15 protein-coding genes and 2 tRNA genes are annotated in these 19711 nt (G+C 60.7%); 5 read left to right on the top strand and 12 right to left on the bottom strand.

Annotated elements, in window-relative coordinates; all coding sequences use genetic code 11:
- Window positions 1–202 precede the first annotated feature (202 nt).
- The 4 genes from AC07VO_RS04950 to AC07VO_RS04935 all read left to right on the top strand — a co-directional run bounded on the left by AC07VO_RS04950 (window position 203) and on the right by AC07VO_RS04935 (window position 3445).
- A tRNA-Leu gene (locus AC07VO_RS04950) sits at window positions 203–289 on the top strand.
- Window positions 290–454: 165 nt separating this feature from the next.
- Window positions 455–541: transfer RNA gene (locus AC07VO_RS04945), tRNA-Leu, on the top strand.
- A gap of 328 nt (window positions 542–869) precedes the next feature.
- On the top strand, window positions 870–1880 hold the full coding sequence (locus AC07VO_RS04940) for an extracellular solute-binding protein (protein ID WP_064616022.1): 1011 nt from the start codon (window positions 870–872) through the stop codon (window positions 1878–1880).
- Window positions 1880–3445 (top strand): ABC transporter permease, encoded by a 1566-nt coding sequence (locus AC07VO_RS04935; protein ID WP_086944077.1) that lies wholly within the window; start codon window positions 1880–1882, stop codon window positions 3443–3445. The genes AC07VO_RS04940 and AC07VO_RS04935 overlap by 1 nt, the downstream gene beginning before the upstream one ends.
- Window positions 3446–3541: 96 nt before the next feature.
- Here AC07VO_RS04935 and AC07VO_RS04930 read toward each other — a convergent pair whose 3' ends face one another.
- From AC07VO_RS04930 to AC07VO_RS04875, 12 genes are all read right to left on the bottom strand, one after another.
- Window positions 3542–5476: a methyl-accepting chemotaxis protein gene (locus tag AC07VO_RS04930; protein WP_064616021.1), complete on the bottom strand. Its 1935-nt coding sequence runs from the start codon at window positions 5474–5476 to the stop codon at window positions 3542–3544.
- Between the two features lie 138 nt (window positions 5477–5614).
- A complete protein-coding gene (locus AC07VO_RS04925; RefSeq protein WP_018928499.1) occupies window positions 5615–6907 on the bottom strand; it encodes an adenylosuccinate synthase in 1293 nt (430 codons plus the stop codon).
- A gap of 54 nt (window positions 6908–6961) precedes the next feature.
- Window positions 6962–8149, bottom strand: coding sequence for an ATP phosphoribosyltransferase regulatory subunit (locus AC07VO_RS04920; RefSeq protein WP_007939588.1), 1188 nt, complete (start codon window positions 8147–8149; stop codon window positions 6962–6964).
- 318 nt (window positions 8150–8467) lie between these two features.
- Entirely contained in the window at window positions 8468–9337 is an 870-nt protein-coding gene (gene hflC, locus AC07VO_RS04915; RefSeq protein WP_086944078.1) for a protease modulator HflC, read from the bottom strand.
- Complete coding sequence (hflK, locus tag AC07VO_RS04910) at window positions 9337–10509, bottom strand: FtsH protease activity modulator HflK (RefSeq protein WP_018928501.1); 1173 nt, start codon at window positions 10507–10509, stop codon at window positions 9337–9339. Before hflK ends, hflC begins: the two co-directional genes overlap by 1 nt.
- 96 nt (window positions 10510–10605) lie before the next feature.
- Window positions 10606–11907 carry a ribosome rescue GTPase HflX gene (gene hflX / locus AC07VO_RS04905; protein WP_007939591.1) on the bottom strand — a complete coding sequence of 434 codons (1302 nt, stop codon included), beginning with the start codon at window positions 11905–11907 and terminating at the stop codon, window positions 10606–10608.
- A 12-nt stretch (window positions 11908–11919) separates the two neighbouring features.
- Window positions 11920–12180 (bottom strand): RNA chaperone Hfq, encoded by a 261-nt coding sequence (gene hfq, locus AC07VO_RS04900; protein WP_007902656.1) that lies wholly within the window; start codon window positions 12178–12180, stop codon window positions 11920–11922.
- Between the two features lie 94 nt (window positions 12181–12274).
- Window positions 12275–13246, bottom strand: coding sequence for a tRNA (adenosine(37)-N6)-dimethylallyltransferase MiaA (gene miaA, locus AC07VO_RS04895; protein WP_086944079.1), 972 nt, complete (start codon window positions 13244–13246; stop codon window positions 12275–12277).
- Window positions 13246–15156: a DNA mismatch repair endonuclease MutL gene (mutL, locus tag AC07VO_RS04890; protein WP_086944080.1), complete on the bottom strand. Its 1911-nt coding sequence runs from the start codon at window positions 15154–15156 to the stop codon at window positions 13246–13248. The genes miaA and mutL overlap by 1 nt, the downstream gene beginning before the upstream one ends.
- Entirely contained in the window at window positions 15153–16583 is a 1431-nt protein-coding gene (locus AC07VO_RS04885; protein ID WP_064616019.1) for an N-acetylmuramoyl-L-alanine amidase, read from the bottom strand. Before AC07VO_RS04885 ends, mutL begins: the two co-directional genes overlap by 4 nt.
- Window positions 16584–17054, bottom strand: coding sequence for a tRNA (adenosine(37)-N6)-threonylcarbamoyltransferase complex ATPase subunit type 1 TsaE (gene tsaE / locus AC07VO_RS04880; RefSeq protein ID WP_018928505.1), 471 nt, complete (start codon window positions 17052–17054; stop codon window positions 16584–16586).
- Window positions 17042–18541 carry an NAD(P)H-hydrate dehydratase gene (locus AC07VO_RS04875; RefSeq protein ID WP_086944081.1) on the bottom strand — a complete coding sequence of 500 codons (1500 nt, stop codon included), beginning with the start codon at window positions 18539–18541 and terminating at the stop codon, window positions 17042–17044. Before AC07VO_RS04875 ends, tsaE begins: the two co-directional genes overlap by 13 nt.
- 63 nt (window positions 18542–18604) lie before the next feature.
- On the opposite strand from AC07VO_RS04875, the gene queG reads away from it, so the two are divergent.
- Window positions 18605–19669: a tRNA epoxyqueuosine(34) reductase QueG gene (gene queG, locus AC07VO_RS04870; protein ID WP_086944082.1), complete on the top strand. Its 1065-nt coding sequence runs from the start codon at window positions 18605–18607 to the stop codon at window positions 19667–19669.
- The last annotated feature ends 42 nt before the right edge of the window (window positions 19670–19711 follow it).

Here is a 19711-nt window from a genome sequence, read left to right as displayed (position 1 = left end):
TGCGGGTTAGTTTGGCATAGGCGTAATGAAACGGGAAATTTCAGGCTATGACAGCCCATCTAAAGCCCTTTATCGACACCGCGAAGCTGATTTGAATGCCGCCGGTAAAATTTTCCAGGTTTTTTTGATGACGGGGGTTTACAGTTAAAAAGACGCTCCGTATAGTGCGCGCCATCGACGACGCACTAGCGCTGCCGATACTGCCCAGATGGTGAAATTGGTAGACACGCCAGCTTCAGGTGCTGGTGACCGCAAGGTCGTGGAAGTTCGAGTCTTCTTCTGGGCACCAATTTCGAGCTTGAGATTAGATCAATTTCAAGGCTCACACAAAAACCCGCGAAAGCGGGTTTTTGCATTTCAGGCTTCTGAATTATTAAAATTAAATCAGGGGTTTACAGATCAAAATGCTCTCCGTATAGTGCGCCACATCAACAGCGGCAACGCTGAAGATCATGCCCAGATGGTGAAATTGGTAGACACGCCAGCTTCAGGTGCTGGTGACCGCAAGGTCGTGGAAGTTCGAGTCTTCTTCTGGGCACCAATTCAAATTCAAGGTCACGATCTTGAATTTCACAAAAACCCGCGAAAGCGGGTTTTTGCATTTCTGGCCTTTGAAGCCATAGCCGCCCTTTGTGGCGAGGGAGCTTGCTCCCGCTGGGCTGCGAAGCGGCCCCCTCATTCTTTCAGTCAAACCTTATTGCCCGGTTTTGCGACTGCTCCGCAGCCGAACGGGAGCAAGCTCCCTCGCCACAAAGATCTGCACCAGCCCCTCTAGCAAACCCTCACCCGCCCTGCAAGGCGCACTTGAGAAGCAATATCGTTTATCATTGTTTCAAGTTTTTGCAATGCGACAGTGAGGAACCCTGCGAATGATGCTTCGAAATACCCTGCGCCGCGGCCTGACCATCACCCTCCTCGGCCTGACACTCGCCATGCCCCTCACCCAAGCCGCCGATCCGGTTTCCCTGACACTCTATAACGGTCAACACAAGGAAGTCGGCGACGCCGTCGCCAAAGCCTTCGAAGCCAAGACCGGGATTCACGTCAATGTGCGCAAGGGCAGCAGCAACCAACTCGCCAGCCAGATCGTCGAAGAAGGCGATCGCTCCCCCGCCGATGTGATCTACACCGAAGAATCGCCACCGCTGAACAAGCTCGGCGAACAAGGCCTGCTGGCGAAAGCCGATGCCGCCACACTTGAAGTTCTGCCCAAGGACTACGTTGCCGGCAACGGCACCTGGATCGGCATCACCGCGCGGGTCCGGGTCGTCGCCTTCAACCCTAAACTGATCGACGAAAAAGACCTGCCCAAGTCCGTGATGGAATTCTCCGATCCAAAATGGCAAGGCAAGGTCGGCTTCGTGCCTAGCAGCGGCGCCTTCCAGGAACAGGCCGTGGCGATTATCAAGGTCCACGGGATGGACGCCGCCGAAGAATGGCTGACCGGCCTGCGTGCGTTCGGCAAAACCTACAGCAACAACATGGTTGCACTGAAAGCCGTGGAAAATGGCGAAGTCGCCACCGTGCTGGTGAACAACTATTACTGGTTCGCCTTGCAGCGTGAAAAAGGCCAACTCGATTCGAAACTGCATTACTTCACCGGTGGCGACGTCGGCGGACTGATCACCGTTTCCAGCGCTGGCGTACTGAAATCCAGCAAACATCCAAAAGAAGCCCAGCAATTGCTCGCCTACATGGCCAGCGAAGAAGGTCAGCGCGTGATCACCCAGACCACCGCTGAATACCCACTGCACAAGGGCATGGAATCGGATCGCGGTCTCAAGCCGTTCAGCGAACTGCAAGCGCCGAACGTCACGCCAGCCGATCTCGGCAACGCCGAAGAAGCCCTGGACCTGGAACGTGACGTTGGCTTGAACTGATGAGCGCCTCGTTATCCGCCCCCGCTTCGCATGGGGGTTACATGCCAAGGCGCAAGCGGCCGTCGATCTGGCTGCTGCTACCGGTTCTGCTGCTGGTGGTACTCAGCCTGTTGCCGCTGGCCTATGTCGGCCTCAAAACCTGGCAAGCCGGCTGGGCCGAGGCACTGCATCTGCTGTGGCGGCCCTACGTGTTTGGCCTGCTGCGCAATACCCTGGCGCTGATGCTGGGCGTCACATTGGCCTGCGGTGTGATTGGCTTGTCACTCGCCTGGCTGCTGGAGCGCAGCAATCTGCCGGGACGGCGGTTATGGGGCGTGATCCTGTGCCTGCCGTTCGCGGTGCCGGCATTTGTCAGCAGCTTCACCTGGGTTTCCCTGAGTGCTCACTTCGAAGGGCTGGGCGGGGCGATTCTGGTGATGACGCTGTCCAAGTACCCGCTGATCTTTCTGCCGGTCGCGGCAACGCTGCGCAATCTCGACCCCTCTCTTGAAGAGTCTGCCCGCACCCTGGGGCAGAATCGTTGGGGTGTATTCTTCAAAATCACCCTGCCCCTGCTCTGGCCATCACTGCTGGCCGGTTCACTGTTGATTGCGCTGCACATGCTGGTGGAGTTCGGCGCGCTGTCGATCATCGGCCTGCAAACCTTTACCACGGCGATCTATCAGCAGTTCGAACTGGAATTCAGCAACGCCAATGCAGCGATGCTTTCTGCGGTGTTGCTGGCGCTGTGCCTGGTGCTGCTATGGCTTGAGTTACGCGTGCGCGGCAAAGGCCGTCACGTACGCACCGGCCAGGGCGCTGCGCGGCATGCGGAGCAGGTTCGCCTCGGGCCGTGGACGGCTGTGGGACAACTTTACTGCTTGCTGCTGGCGATCATCGGCAGCGGCATTCCACTGGGAATGCTGGCGTACTGGTTGATGGTGGGTTCGTCGGCAGCGTTCCCGGTGGCCGCGATCAGCGAGGCATTGCTCTCGTCGCTGGCGCTGTCGCTCGGTGGCGCTGCGCTGTGCCTGGTGCTGGCGGTGCCGGTGGGGTTGCTGGTGGTGCGCCATAAAGGCCGACTGGCAATCTGGGCCGAGCGCTTGCCGTATCTGCTGCATGCACTGCCGGGATTGGTGATTGCGCTGACCCTGGTGTATTTCGCCCTGCATTATGTGCCAGTGCTGTACCAGACCTCGACGCTGTTGCTGATAGCCTATGCGCTGTTGTTTCTGCCACTGGCGCAAGCACCGATTCGCACCGCACTGAACAAGGCCGCACCGCAACTGGAAGAGGCCGCACGCACGCTGGGGGCGTCGTCTTTCAGCGCGTTTTGTCGGGTGACCCTGCCCATCATCTTTCCCGCCCTGGGTGCTGCGTTTGCGCTGGTGTTTCTGGATGCGATGAAGGAACTGACGGCGACGCTGCTGCTGAGCCCGACCGGGCTCAATACGCTGGCGACGGAAGTCTGGGCGCATACCGCGAATGTGGAGTTCGCGGCGGCGGCGCCTTATGCGGCGTTGTTGATTGTGGTGTCGGGGTTGCCTGTGTATCTGCTGACGACGCGGATGTATTTGAGTCGTTGAAAAGCTTCGCGGGCAAGCCTCGCCCCTACAAGGATTACGTAGCCCTTGTAGGAGCGAGGCTTGCCCGCGAAGGCACCAGACCTGCGAACGAGAAACCTAAGCCCTGAACTGCCCCAGGCTCGCCTTCAACTGCGCCGCCAACCCATCCAGCACCTTGCCGCTGGCCGTGGTCTCCACGACCGCCTGAGCCGCCTTCTCAGCTTGAGCATGGATGGTCTCAACCCGCCCACGCACGGCCTGCGCACCTTGCGCCTGATGCGCCGCGGCCTGGGTCGCCAGGCCGATCGCCGCATGCACCTGCTCGACCGACGCCTGCACCGACTGTTGCAACCGCGCGCTATCGCGCAACACCAGCAGGCCTTCGCTGGCCTGACGCCCAGCCTGCCCGATTGCCGCGACGGCCTCACGCGCGCCCTGCTGCAGTGCAACGATGTGCGCCTGAATGTCACCGGTGGAGCTCTGGGTCTTGCTCGCCAGAGCCCGCACCTCGTCCGCCACCACAGCAAACCCGCGACCGGTCTCGCCGGCACGCGCCGCTTCAATCGCCGCATTCAGTGCCAGCAAGTTGGTTTGTTCGGCGATCCCGTGAATCACCGTCAGCACCACTTCAATCTGCTCACTCTGTTGCGCCAGGCGCTCGATGACTTTCGCGCCGGTGTCGACCTGTCCGGCCAATGCCTCGATGAGACTACCGACCTTCGCCGAAGTCCGGGTGTTCTCATCCGTGGCCTGACGAATGCCCACCACCTGCTGCAAAGCGGCCTGCATGGCGTGGCTTTCAGACTGAGCCTCGTCAGCCATTTGCGACAACGCGCGCAGGCTTTCGGCCACTTCATCGCGCTGCATGCCAGCCGCCGCATCGGCACCAGCATTGCGCAGGGTCATGGCGCCGATTTCCACGCCGGTACGCTGGGCCACATCGCCCGCCTCGCGCACGATCGGCTGCAACTTATCCACAAAGCGATTAACCGCTGAGGCCATGTCGCCGATCTCGTCCTGGCTGTTGATCTGCACGCGCTTGGTCAGGTCGCCCTCGCCTGCCGCCAAGTCATCCATCGCGACAATGAGCATTTTCAGGCGATTGACCACTCGACGCCCCAGCACCACCGCCAGTAACAGCAGCACACCGAAACCCACTACCGCCAGGCCCATGCCGATGCGCCAGCGCAAAGCCCCCGCGGCTTCCTGCACGGCGCCCGTGGTGTTGGCTTTCATTTCAGAAGCAGTGGACTGCGCCGATTGCAGACGCCCGCGCATCGCCGTTGCGCTGTCGGCCGCCGCACCTTTGAGGCTGTCACCCACCAATTGATCGCTGCTGGCGATCAGCGCCGAGAAGCGCTTGTCCAGCGCCGCCAGATCGGTTTCCACAGAGGCAGTTGAGACCCCCATCAAGACTTTGCCGATTTCCACGCCATTGGGACTGATCGAGGCTTCGAGGTAGTAGACCGACGGATCGCTCTTCGCTGCGTCCAGCACCTTGTCCAACGCCCGCTCGCCCTGGCCTTTCTCCAGAAGCGCCTTGTTGATCGCGTTCTCCCGGTTGAGATAGCGCGTCAGGTGCTGGCCCGTGGCGTCGTCATAGACCACGAACAACACGTTGGGATTGCGCTGGGCGCGGCGAGCGAATTCGGACAGGGTGGGAATGTCGCTGTCCCACATGGCGCGGGGTGCGACCGACGCCAGAAGTTGCGCCATGTCATTGGCCGAGTCCTTCAGGTCCTTCTCCAGCGTCGTACGCAGTTGAGCCTGCTCGTCTTTCAAACGTGAAGACAGCCCAGCGGTCAGGCGCTGACGGGTATTGCTGGACAGGTTATCCAGGCTCGACGTGACTTCACGCCCCGCCTGCTCCAGCTCACCGGAGAGCTTTTGGCTATCGGAGCCCAAGCGCACGCCCAGATCGGTTTCCAGCGCAGTCACCGTGCTCCGGGTCAGAGCGACAGCCACCAGCACCTGCACCAAAAGGGCGATACCAAGGGTAACGAACACGGGCCGCAACAAACGGCTTTGTAACAGTGAGAGAACGGCCGACACAGGAAATCCCTCTACTCTAACGCCATTAAATTGATGGCATTCTGAAGGCAATATTCACAGCAAAGGTCATGCCGTCCAACAGGCATAAACGACAAAGGCCCCGATTAAGGGGCCTTTGTGTTTTACATCAACGACTTATTAAGCGAACGGGTGACGCAGAACGATAGTTTCGTTGCGGTCCGGGCCCGTCGAAATAATGTCGATCGGCGCGCCGACCAACTCTTCGATGCGCTTGATGTAGTTGCGCGCAGCCTGAGGCAGCTCCTCCAGGGTCTTGGCACCCAGGGTCGACTCGCTCCAGCCCGGCATCTGCTCGTACACCGGCTCCAGGCCGATGTAGCTGTCGGCGTCGGTCGGTGCGTCGATCACTGCACCATCTTCGTTCTTGTAGCCTACGCAGATGTTGATGGTTTCCAGGCCGTCCAGCACGTCCAGCTTGGTCAGGCACAGGCCCGAGATGCTGTTCACATCGATAGCGCGACGCAGGATCACGGCATCGAACCAGCCGCAACGACGGGCACGGCCAGTGGTGGCGCCGAACTCGTGGCCACGCTTGGCCAGGAACGCACCAACGTCGTCGAACAGCTCAGTCGGGAACGGACCGGAGCCGACGCGCGTGGTGTAAGCCTTGGTGATGCCGAGGATGTAGTCCAGGAACATCGGACCAACACCCGAACCAGTGGCGATGCCGCCAGCGGTGGTGTTGGAGCTGGTGACGTACGGATAGGTGCCGTGGTCGATGTCCAGCAGGGAGCCCTGGGCGCCTTCGAACATGATGTCCTTGCCGGCACGACGCAGGTTGTGCAGCTCTGCGGTGACGTCGAGCATCATCGGCTTGAGCAGCTCGGCGTATTCCATGCACTCGTCGAGTGTCTTCTGGAAGTCGATCGCTGGCTCTTTGTAGTAATTGACCAGTACGAAGTTGTGGTAATCCAGCAACTCGCCCAGCTTGGCGGCGAAACGCTCACGATGGAACAGATCACCGATGCGCAGACCGCGACGGGCAACCTTGTCTTCGTAAGCCGGGCCGATGCCGCGACCGGTGGTGCCGATCTTCAGCTCGCCACGGGCCTTTTCACGGGCCTGGTCCAGTGCTACGTGGTAGGACAGGATCAGCGGGCAGGACGGGCTGATACGCAGGCGCTCGCGCACCGGTACGCCTTTCTCTTCCAGCTTGTTGATTTCCCGCAGCAGGGCGTCGGGTGCAACCACCACGCCGTTACCGATCAGGCACTGCACACCTTCGCGCAGCACGCCAGACGGGATCAGGTGCAAGACGGTTTTTTCGCCGTCGATCACCAGAGTGTGACCAGCGTTGTGGCCACCTTGGTAGCGCACTACGGCGGCAGCATGTTCGGTCAGCAGATCAACGATCTTGCCTTTGCCCTCATCACCCCATTGGGTGCCCAGGACTACGACATTCTTACCCATAACACTTGTCCTCATTCGCGCAAACTTGGTGCCGGCGGCGGCCGGCAGGAAAACTCAAGAAGCCAGTGGCGATACTTGCCAAAGCCCGTTCTGCTGAATCAATTGCCGGTCGCAGTCCGCTTCACGGGCGGCGGCCAAAGGTTGCCCAGGCAATGCCTGAACGACACGCTGACCCTCACTGCGCAACTGGCAAACCTGCTGCCAGAGTGCTGCATCCGTACTGTCAGGCATCCAGATACCGCCAGACGGTAGCTCGATCTCAGCACGCCCCAGGGTCACCAGGGTTTTCAAATCGGTGGAGAAGCCTGTCGCCGGACGGGCGCGACCGAAGTCGGCACCGATATCGTCGTAACGACCGCCCTGAGCGATGGACTGGCCAACACCCGGCACGAACACGGCGAACACCACACCGGTGTGGTAGTGGTAGCCGCGCAATTCGCCCAGGTCGAAGTACAGCGGTAACTCCGGGAAACGCGTGGACAGACGCTCGGCAATCGCCAGCAAATCGTCCAGGGCCGCCAGAACAGGCGCCGGCGCATTGGCCAGACGCTCGCGGGCAGCGCTCAACACTTCACGACCGCCACACAGGTCGACCAGCGCTCGCAGCATGCCCGACAGATCGGCAGGCAGGCCTTCGGTCAAGGTAATGACCTCGTCGATGGCTTTACGTTGCAATGCATCGAACAACTGTTGCTCGACTTCGCCGGACAAACCGGCGGCGCGGGCCAGGCCGCGGTAGATGCCGACATGCCCGAGGTCCATGTGCACATCCGGCACATCGGCCAGTTGCAGCATGGCCAGCATCAGGCTGATGACTTCCACGTCGCTGCTCGGGCTGGCATCGCCGTACAACTCGGCGCCCAGTTGAATCGGGCTGCGCGAGGACGACAACGCACGTGGCTGAGCATGCAGCACGCTACCGGCATAGCACAGACGGCTCGGGCCTTCGCGACGCAGGGTGTGCGCATCGATGCGCGCCACTTGCGGCGTGATGTCGGCACGGAAACCCATCTGCCGGCCCGACTGCGGGTCGATGACCTTGAAGGTGCGCAGATCGAGGTCCTGGCCTGCGCCGGTCAGCAGGGATTCCAGGTACTCGATATGGGGAGTCACGACAAACTCGTAACCCCAGCTCTGGAACAGATCCAACACCTGGCGACGCGCAACTTCGATGCGCGCAGCCTCCGGTGGCAGTACTTCTTCGATGCCATCTGGCAGCAGCCAGCGGTCTACCGTTGCCATTACGCCATTCCCCTATGATCCGGGCAGCAAGCCTTTGGGCGAGCCTTGAGTGAAGCAGAAAATGATCGGCTCATGTGCATAAACCCCGCGCATGAACAACGTGGCGAAAAGCCTGGAACCGGCTTCGCCAACCACTTTCCTCGAAAAACCTGTCGAGTCATTCAACTCGGGCGCCTGCATGAAAACAGCAATCAAACGTGCAGACGCAAAAAAGCCGGGAATTTCCCGGCTGCCGCATCATACACACGTTTTCCCAAAGGATCACCCCGCCCGAGGCTTTAGCCGCCAGGCGGGGGGATGATTCAGGTCAACGTCGTATCAAGGCTTGGCTTTTTCCAGGTAACGGAAGAAGTCACTGCTCGGGTCCAGGACCATGACGTCGGATTTGTTCGCGAAGCTTTCACGGTAGGCACGCAGGCTACGGTAGAACGCGTAGAACTCCTGATCCTGGCCGTATGCCTTAGAGTAGATCGCAGCAGCCTGGGCATCACCATCACCGCGCACCTCTTCGGATTCACGATAGGCTTCAGCCAGCAGCACGCGGCGTTGACGGTCGGCGTCGGCACGGATGCCTTCGGCCAGCTCGTTACCCTTGGCGCGGTGCTCGCGAGCTTCACGCTCACGCTCGGTGCTCATACGCTCGAACACGCTGCGGTTCACTTCCTTCGGCAGGTCGATGGCCTTGACCCGGACATCGACAACTTCAATGCCCAGCTCTTTTTCTGCCATCTTGTTCAGCGAAGCGGTGATGTCTGCCATCAGCGCATCACGCTCACCGGACACCACTTCGTGCAGGGTGCGTTTACCGAACTGGTCACGCAGGCCCGACTCCAGACGACGGGACAGACGCTCGTCGGCAATCTGCTTGAGGCCGGAAGTCGCGGTGTAGAAGCGCTCGGCATCTTTCACGCGCCACTTGGCGTAGGCATCGACCATCACGGCTTTCTTTTCCAGCGTCAGGAAGCGCTGTGTCGGTGCATCCAGCGTCATCAGGCGCGCATCGAATATGCGCACCTTGTTGACGTAAGGCACTTTCACATGCAGGCCCGGCTGAACATCGGCCTGGACCACGCGACCGAACTGCAGCAACACCGCACGCTCGGTCTGAGCCACGATGTAGAAGCAGTTCCAGGCAACGATCGCCACGACGACGCCGATAATAAGGGCGATCAGCGATTTATTGCTCATCAGCGACTCTCCCTGGTACGTGCCTGCTGTTGCTGCAGATCTGCTGCCGCACGCACATTCACTTCATTGCTGCTGGCTGCTGCGCCGGTCACCGGAGTGCTGGTGCGGCGACCATCCTCGACCATCTTGTCCAGCGGCAGATACAGCAGATTGCTCTGGCCATTCTTGTTGCCGGTCACGAGAACCTTGCTGGTGTTGCTGAAGATTTCCTGCATGGTGTCCAGGTACAGACGCTGACGGGTAACTTCAGGCGCCTTGCGGTACTCGGCCACCAGTTTGGTGAAGCGGTCAGCTTCACCCTTGGCGCGGGAGACGGTCTCGTCGCGGTAACCGTTGGCATCCTCGAGGATGCGCTGGGCCTGACCACGGGCTTCCGGCACGACGCCGTTGGCGTAGGTTTCAGCCTGGTTACGCGAACGCTGCTCGTCTTCACGGGCGCGGATCACGTCATCGAAGGCTTCCTGGACTTCACGCGGTGCAGCAGCGCTCTGTACGTTGACCTGAGTGACGGTGATACCGGTGCGATAGGTATCGAGGAAACGTTGCAGACGCTCCTTGATTTCGCTGGCCATCAATTCACGACCTTCGGTCAGCACCTGGTCCATGGCGGTAGAACCCACCACGTGGCGCAAGGCACTGTCGGTCGCATGCTGCAGGCTGGTTTCCGGCTGATCGACGTTCAGCACGAAGTCCTGCAGGTTGCTGATCTTGTACTGCACGGTCAGCGGCACTTCGACGATGTTTTCGTCTTCAGTCAGCATTTGACCCTGCTTGGTATAGGCACGCTCACGCGTGACGTTTTCCAGGTACTTGCGATCGATCGGCGGGAAATAGATGTTCAGGCCCGGGCCGACGGTTTCATAGTATTTACCGAAGCGCAGCACCACGGCCTGCTCCTGCTCGTCGACCACGTAGACAGCGCTGTACAGCCACACGGCTGCGAGCACGGTCAGACCGATGCCGAGCAGGCCACCAAAGCCGCCACTCTTGCCCGGACCACCACCCTCATCACCGCGTTTCTTGCCACCACCGAACAACCCGTTCAGGCTTTCCTGCAGCTTTCGGAAGGCCTCGTCGAGATCCGGTGGTCCCTTGCGGTCGCCGTTATTGCGGCGCTTGCCACCCCAAGGATCCTGATTATTCGAGTTGCCACCCGGCTCATTCCAAGCCATAGCGCTCTCCATCTGATAAAGCAAAGACGCACCCACGGCGCGCCGACCAATGCTACAGAATGCCTGTCACCGCGGCACAACCGCTTTCTCAGGCTTTTATTGCAAAGTGTGTTGCTCGATGAATTCCATCGGTTGCAGACCTTCGCGGCTCACGAGTCGATTCAATTCGATCCGTGGCAAGCGAACGGCCAGCAGGCTGATGCCTTCTTCGTCGTGTTCTTCTTTTTGCACCGCACCGAGTTCGAAAAACTGCGCACGCAGTCGAGCAAAACGTTGCGGCAAGCGCAAGGTGCCAACAAACAAATCGCTGCCCAACAGTTCCGCCACTGCCTGCTTGAGCAAGTCCAGGCCGGTACCGTCCTTGGCCGACAACCAGACCCGCTGCGGTTTGCCATCGGCATCGCGCTGGATCTGCGGCTCAACCCCCTCGAGCAAATCGAGTTTGTTGTATACCTCAAGGATCGGCAAGTCTTGTGCCCCGATCTCCCCGAGTACCACCATGACCTGTTCGATCTGGGCCATACGATCAGGCTCGTGCGCATCGATCACGTGCAGCAGCAGGTCGGAGTTGCTCGACTCTTCGAGCGTAGCTCGAAATGCCTCGACCAGTTTGTGCGGCAGGTGACGAATGAAGCCCACGGTGTCGGCCAGCACGATCGGCCCGAGGTCCTCGAGCTCGAGTCGGCGCAAGGTCGGGTCGAGGGTCGCGAATAGCTGGTTGGCGGCAAAGACGTCGGAATCGGTGACCGAGTTGAACAGCGTCGATTTGCCGGCGTTGGTATAACCCACCAGTGAAACCGTCGGAATGTCAGCACGCTTGCGCCCGCGACGAGACTGCTCGCGCTGGCTGCGGACCTTTTCCAGGCGCCCCTTGATCTGACGCAGACGAATCCGCAACAGGCGCCGGTCGGTTTCCAGTTGGGTTTCACCCGGCCCGCGCAGGCCGATACCGCCCTTCTGCCGCTCAAGGTGAGTCCAGCCGCGAACCAGACGCGTACTCATGTACTCAAGCTGGGCCAGTTCGACCTGGAGCTTGCCTTCATGGGTGCGGGCGCGTTGGGCGAAGATATCGAGAATCAGACCCGTGCGATCGATCACGCGACACTCGAAAATACGTTCGAGGTTACGTTCCTGACTGGGCGTGAGGATGTGATTGAAAATCACCAGATCGACCTGTTCGGCTTTGACCAGGTCGCGTAACTCTTCGACCTTGCCGCTGCTGATCAGGGTTTTGGCGGTTGGCCGATGACGCGGCACGTTAAAAAACGCGACGGTCTCGGCACCAGCCGAAATTGCCAACTCCTGAAACTCCTGCGGATCTTCGCGCGCCTCAGGGTCCTGACCATCCAAGTGAACGAGAATTGCCCGCTCACCACCACCGTGGCGCTCAAAGAACAAAGGAGACTCCTATCAGGCGTTACCTGGCTCAGCGTCGCCTGCTTCGGATTCGGTTGCGCTAGGCAGACGAATTGGACGAACTGGCACCACTGTAGAGATAGCGTGTTTGTAAACCATCTGGCTGACGGTGTTTTTCAGCAGGATAACGAACTGGTCGAAAGACTCGATCGTGCCTTGCAGTTTGATCCCGTTGACCAGGTAGATGGAAACCCCCACTTTCTCTTTACGTAAAGTATTCAAGTAAGGGTCTTGTAGCGAATGCCCTTTTGACATGTGCCGCACTCCTTTAAGGATTCAATATAAAAAATAGGTAAACAGATGGCTTGGGGCCGTCACACCCCCAAGGATAGACGGCAATTGCAAGGACTCAGCTCAATATGGAGATGGTCCCGAGGTATTTCAAGGCGCGCGGCAGATTGTCGCAATCGAGGCTGTCCAACCAGTGTAAATCAGCCCAACTGCGCAGCCAGGTGAACTGGCGCTTCGCCAATTGGCGCGTGGCAATGATTCCACGCTCCTGCATCTCGGCTTGCGTCAGCTTGCCATCCAGGTAATCCCAGACTTGTCGATAACCTACTGCACGTATAGACGGCAACCCGGAATGCAAGTCACCTCTATCTCGCAGGGCTACGACCTCGTCGACGAATCCCTGTTCCAACATATTTGTGAATCTTTGTTTAATGCGCTCGTGCAGTACCTGGCGATTTGCCGGAGCGATGGCCAAGTTCGCGACAGTATAGGGCAATTGTTGCAGTCCCGAAGCGGCTGCTTCAGTACTTTGCGCAGATTGTCGCAAGCGTAGCTCAGTCATGCTCTGGCCGCTGACGCGATAAACTTCCAGTGCACGACTAAGGCGCTGCGGATCGTTCGGGTGAATTCGCGCCGCGGATTGCGGATCAATCACCGCCAATTGATCGTGCAGGGCTTGCCAGCCAAGGCGTGCAGCCTCTTCTTCGATTTGCGCACGAACGTCCGCATCGGCCGCCGGCATGTCGGCCAGACCTTCGAGCAAAGCCTTGTAATAGAGCATTGTGCCGCCCACCAGCAGCGGAATATTGCCCCGCGCGGTGATCTCGCCCATGGCTTGCAACGCATCGCGACGGAAATCCGCGGCGGAATAACTCTCGGCCGGGTCGAGAATGTCGATCAGACGATGCGGGAATTCGGCCAGGATCTCTTTGGAGGGTTTGGCGGTGCCGATGTCCATGCCGCGATAAACCAGCGCCGAATCGACACTGATCAGCTCGCAGGGCAGGACCTTGGTGAGTTCGATGGCCAGGTCGGTCTTGCCGGCGGCCGTCGGCCCCATCAGGAAAATCGCGGGAGGGAACTGGCTCATCAACGACCGCGCAAGAACAGTTTGTCCAGATCGTCCAGGCCCAGTTGGGTCCAGGTCGGTCGGCCATGGTTACATTGACCGCTGCGTTCGGTGTTTTCCATGTCCCGCAGCAGGCCGTTCATTTCCGGCAAGGCCAGGCGCCGATTCGCGCGAATCGCGCCGTGGCAGGCCATGGTGCCGAGCAGTTCGTTCAGGTGCGCCTGAATCCGGTCGCTGGTGCCGTATTCCATCAAATCCGCCAGCACATCGCTAACCAGTCGGTTGGCCTCGGCCTGTTTCAGCAACGCAGGGATTTGCCGGATGGCCAGGGTTTCCGGGCCAAGGCGCTGCAATTCAAAACCCAGACGCTGGAACCAGGCGACGTTTTCTTCGGCGCAGTCGGCTTCGCGCTGGCTGACCGCCAGGGATTCCGGCACCAGCAATGGCTGACCGCTCAACCCCTCGCTGGCCATGGCGACTTTCAGCCGTTCGTACATGATCCGCTCATGGGCGGCATGCATGTCTACCAGCACCAGGCCTTGGGCGTTTTCCGAAAGAATGTAGATGCCCTTGAGCTGCGCCAGTGCATAGCCCAGCGGCGGAATGTCATCTTGCCCGGCCGGCAGCGCGACCGCATTGGCCTCGGGCAACGGCGCGAAAAACTCGCGATAGGCCGCCTGGGCTTCGGCGACGGGCACGCCGGACTGAGGTCGCGGCGTGTATTGATACTGATAACCGGCACCGGCGCCAGAGCCCGCCGAAGTATTGAAGGACGGCTGGGCCTGAGGCTGCTCCAGCAGCGCATTGGCCGCCAGACGCATCTCGCCCTGCGGGCCGAACTCGCCGGCTTCGATACCGGTTGGCCGGACCACGGCTGTCGCGACAGGCGCGGCCAACTGGTCTTCCGGCCGCACATCACCCAAGGCGCGATGCAAAGTGCCGTAAAGGAAGTCGTGAACCATGCGCCCGTCACGGAAGCGTACTTCGTGCTTGGTCGGGTGCACGTTGACGTCGACGCCCGCCGGATCGACTTCGAAAAACAGCACGAATGTCGGGTGCCGACCGTTGAACAATACGTCGCGATAAGCCTGGCGCACTGCGTGCGCCACCAGTTTGTCGCGCACGGCACGGCCATTCACAAAGAAATACTGCAAATCCGCCTGGCTGCGGTTGAAGGTCGGCAACCCGACCCAACCCCACAAATGCAGGCCATTGCGTTCGATTTCGATCGGCAACGCCTGCTCCAGAAAGCCCGCCCCGCAGATCGCCGCCACACGCCGGGCGCGGGCCGCGTCATCATGGGCTTCGTGCAGGCTGAGGATGGTTTTGCCGTTATGGCGCAGATGGAACGCCACATCGAACCGCGCCAGCGCCAGACGCTTGATCACTTCTTGCAGGTGATCGAATTCGGTTTTTTCGGTCTTGAGAAACTTGCGGCGCGCCGGGGTATTGAAGAACAAATCGCGCACTTCCACCGAAGTGCCCACCGGATGAGCCGCTGGTTGCACGCGAGCCGCCATGTCCCGGCCTTCGGTTTCCACCTGCCAGGCTTGATCGGCGTCGCGAGTGCGGGAAGTCAGGGTCAGACGCGCCACGGAACTGATGGAGGCCAGCGCCTCACCACGAAACCCCAGGCTCATGACCTGTTCGAGGTCTTCCAGGTTGCGAATCTTGCTGGTGGCGTGACGGGCCAGGGCCAAAGGCAGGTCATCGGCGGAAATGCCACTGCCATCGTCGCGCACCCGCAGCAGCTTGACACCGCCCTGCTCCACATCGACATCGATGCGTTTGGCGCCGGAGTCGAGGCTGTTTTCCAGCAACTCCTTGATCACCGAGGCCGGGCGCTCAACCACTTCACCAGCGGCAATCTGGTTCGCCAGCCGTGGACTGAGTAGCTCGATACGCGCCGTGTTGGTCAGCACCTGGTTCATTCTTTGGCCGCCAGTTCAGTGCCTGGAATGGTCAACGTCTGACCAATCTTCAGCTCGTCACTTTGCAAGTTGTTGGCACTGCGCAAGGTGGCCGCAGACACCTGATAACGCACGGCGATCATCGCCAGGGTTTCACCGGGGCTCACGCGATGGTCACGTGGGCCTTGGGCGATCTTGCCGGAATCGCGCAGCCAGGCAATGTAGGTGCCCGGCGGCGGGTTCTGCTGGAAGAATTGCCGCACGCCGCTGCTGATGGAGCGCGCCAGCGCCTGCTGGTGGCTCGATGCCGCGAGTTTCGAGGCTTCGTTGGCGTTGGAGATGAACCCGGTTTCCACCAGGATCGACGGGATATCCGGCGACTTCAGCACCATGAACCCGGCTTGCTCGACACGTTGTTTGTGCAGCGGCGTGACGCGACCGATGTTGCTCAAGACTTTCTGGCCAACGTTCAGGCTGGAAGTCAGGGAAGCGGTCATCGACAGGTCGAGCAGCACGCCGGCGAGCATCCGGTCCTTGTCGTCGAGGCTGACGTTGCCGGCACCGCCGATCAAGTCGGAACGGTTTTCGCTGTCGGCCAGCCAACGGGCGGTCTCCGACGTAGCGCCGCGGTCAGACAGGGCAAACACCGACGCACCGAACGCTGCGGCTGACGGCGCGGCGTCGGCGTGGATCGAAACGAACAGGTCGGCGCCCTTCTTGCGGGCGATTTCGGTACGGCCACGCAATGGAATGAAGTAGTCGCCGGTACGGGTCAGTTCGGCGCGGAAACCTTTCATGCCATTGACCTGACGCTGCAGTTCACGGGCGATGGCCAGCACCACGTCTTTCTCACGCTGACCGCGAGAGCCCGAGGCGCCCGGGTCTTCGCCGCCGTGACCGGCATCGATCACCACGATAATATCGCGCTTGCCAGCCGGTGCGGGTGGCAGCTTGATCGAAGGCTCGGACGGCGTGACGGGTACGGCGGGTACCGTGGCCACAGACGGTGTTGGCGCAGGCGGTGGCGAGGCATCGGCCGCGTTGTCGAACAGGTCGACTACCAGGCGATTGCCGTACTGGGCGTTCGGCGCCAAGGTGAAGCTTTTCGGCGTGACGGCTTTTTTCAGGTCGATGACTACCCGCAAATCGGTCGGCGTACGCTGAGCCGAACGCATTGCCGTGATCGGCGTGTTGGCCGTGGAGACGTTCAGCGGCGAGCCGAGCGTCGCGCCATTGATGTCGATTACCAGCCGATCCGGTGCGGTCAGGGTAAAGACGCTGTGCTGGACAGGCCCCGTCAGGTCGAACACCAGTCGAGTGTTATCCGGCGCCCGCCAAAGGCGAACACTGTTGACCTTCGTCTCGGCCACAGCGTCGACGGTCACCGCCAAAAACAACACCCCTACGGCAGCAACCAACGCGCGAAAGCGCATACCTAACCCCATCATTTATTTGGATTCCAATGCCAAAACGGCACACCACGACTCGCCACGCGAGCCTTGGGGCAAAATTCTCAGCGAACGCCCGCTGTCTTGCGGGCTAATGGTAATGGTCAGGTCGGGCTTTGGCAAAAAGCCTGCACCCTTCTGGGGCCATTCAATAAGACATAATGCGTCGTCATCGAAATAGTCGCGGATGCCGAGGTACTCCAGCTCCTCGGGGTCGACCAATCGATATAAGTCGAAATGGAAGGCGCGGACGGCGCCGATCTCGTAAGGCTCGACCAGGGTAAAGGTCGGACTTTTTACCGCGCCGGTATGCCCCAGGCCACGGATGATGCCCCGGGACAGTGTGGTTTTCCCCGCGCCCAGATCCCCTTCAAGAAAGATCAGACCGTGCCCTCCGGTGGTTTTGGCGATACGTGCGCCAAAATCGCTCATGGCCTGCTCATCAGCCAGGTACAGGGTTACTTCAGACACGGTGCTTGCTCCTCCAACAACTGACGAATGGCTGGAATCAGATCACTGGCCGCCAGCCCGCGGCCTAATTTACCTTGTTGCGCACCGGCATTGGCGTGCAGCCAGACCGCCAGGCAGGCCGCGTCATACGCGTCCAGGCCCTGAGCGAGCAGGGCGCCCACCAGACCGGCCAGCACATCACCCAACCCGGCCGACGCCATGGCCGGATGGCCCTGATGACACAGCGCCAGACGCCCATCGGGGCTGGCAATCAGACTGCCAGCGCCCTTGAGCACTACCACCGCTGTATATTTTTTGCTCAACGCATGGGCCGCGGCCGGGCGGTCAGCCTGTACGGCCTTTGTCGATATCCCCAGCAATCGTGCCGCTTCGCCCGGATGCGGCGTGATGACACTACCTGCGGGCAAGCTCACGCCACCTTCGGCCAACAGGTTCAATGCATCGGCATCCCATACTTGTGGCTGCGACGCGTTGGCCGCGGCCGACAACAGGCTGCGCCCCCAGGCGGCCTGCCCCAGCCCCGGGCCGACGACCAGCACCGTGGCCTTCTCCAGCAAGCCCATCAATTGATTGGCCGACGACGTACCGAGCACCATAGCTTCCGGCAAACGCGCCAGGGCGGCCGGAACATGCTCGCTGCGGGTGGCCACGGACACCATGCCGGCACCGCTGCGCAGGGCACTTTGTGCACTAAGCAGGATGGCGCCGCCAAAACCGCGATCACCGCCAACGAGCAATACGTGACCGAATTTGCCTTTGTGGGCAGTTGGAGCGCGGCCGGTCAGACGCGGCACATTACCGGCCGTCAGGCGACGCGCACTGATCTCGGCCCCAATAAATGTCTCGGGGGCGACGTGCAGATCGTTAAATACCAAATCGCCCACCACATCCGCCGCGTCACCGGCGAACAGCCCCACCTTCAACCCGATGAACGTCACAGTCAGGTCTGCTCGAACCGCAATGCCGAGCTGGCGACCCGTATCGGCGCACAACCCCGAGGGGATATCCACCGCCGCAACCGGGAGCCCACTGGCATTGATCGCGGCGATGGCGCTGGCGAACGGCTCGCGCACTTCACCGGTCAGGCCGGTGCCGAGCAATGCATCCAGCACAATGCCGCGCAACTCGGAGTGCGGGGTCCAGCCTTGAATGGCCACGCCTTCGGCCACCGCCTCGGCATGCGCCGACGCGGCATCGCCCTGCAAACGCCCGGGGTCACCGGCGGCCAGCACCCGCACATGCCAGCCGGCACGTCGGGCCAGCACGGCCACCAGATAACCGTCGCCCGCGTTATTGCCATGGCCGGCCACCACACTCAATTCGTGCCCGGTCGGCCAATGGCGGACCAGCGCACGCCAGGTCGCCCGTGCCGCACGCTGCATCAATTCGAAGCCCGGTGTACCGGCCGCGATCACGCTCGCATCGAGCCCTCGGACTTGCGCGGCGCTATACAGCGCGTCGGGTAATTCATCTTTAGTGTGCGGCATGCGTCTTCAGGCTCCGATGTCTGGCAGAATTATACGCATCTCAGCTCCGGTTTCTCTCGCCTCATGCCCGCTATTACCACAGACCTGCCCGCCCTCGCCCAATCCATCAAGGACTGGGGCCGCGAGCTGGGCTTTCAGCAAGTCGGCATCAGCGGCCTCGATCTGGCCGAGCATGAGCAGCACCTGGAGCGCTGGCTCGCCGCTGGCTATCACGGCGAAATGGATTACATGGGCGCCCATGGCAGCAAACGCTCGCACCCGGAAGAACTGGTGCCGGGCACCCTGCGCGTGGTTTCCCTGCGCATGGACTACCTGCCGGGCGACACGCACATGGCGCAACGGCTGGCCCAACCGGAAAAAGCCTACGTCTCGCGTTATGCCTTGGGCCGCGATTACCACAAATTAATTCGTAAACGCGTGCAACAACTGGCGGAAAAAATCCAGGCGGTGATCGGCCCGTTCGGCTACCGCGCCTTCGTCGACAGCGCCCCGGTGCTGGAAAAGGCCATCGCCGAACAGGCTGGCCTGGGCTGGATCGGCAAAAACACGCTGGTCTTGAATCGCAAGGCCGGCAGTTACTTCTTCCTCAGCGAACTGTTCGTCGACCTGCCGCTGCCGGTGGACCCACCCCACGCCACCGAGCACTGCGGTCGCTGCACGGCCTGCCTGGACATTTGCCCGACCAATGCCTTCGTCGGCCCCTATGTGCTGGACGCCCGTCGCTGCATTTCGTACCTGACCATCGAACTGAAAAGCGCGATTCCTGAAGATTTACGACCGCTGATCGGCAATCGGGTGTTCGGTTGCGATGACTGCCAGATTGTCTGCCCATGGAACCGCTTCGCCCGGCCTTCCGGGGAAAGCGACTTCAAACCCCGGCACAACCTGGACAACGCCGAACTGGCCGAACTGTTCATGTGGGACGAAGAAAAATTCCTCAGCAGCACCGAAGGTTCACCGTTGCGTCGGGCCGGTTACGAGCGTTGGTTGCGCAATCTGGCGGTCGGCCTGGGCAATGCGCCGTCGAGCATTCCGGTGCTGGAAGCGTTGAAGGCACGGCGGGACTATCCGTCGGAACTGGTGCGCGAGCATGTCGAATGGGCGCTAAAACAACACGGGCTTATGTAGTAGCTGCCGAAGACTGCGTTCGGCGCGACTGCGAAGCGAGCC

It is taken from the genome of Pseudomonas sp. GW821-FHT03E01, assembly GCF_059420765.1.
Note: the sequence above shows the minus strand (reverse complement) of the source record. Positions and strands in the feature narration are given on the sequence as shown.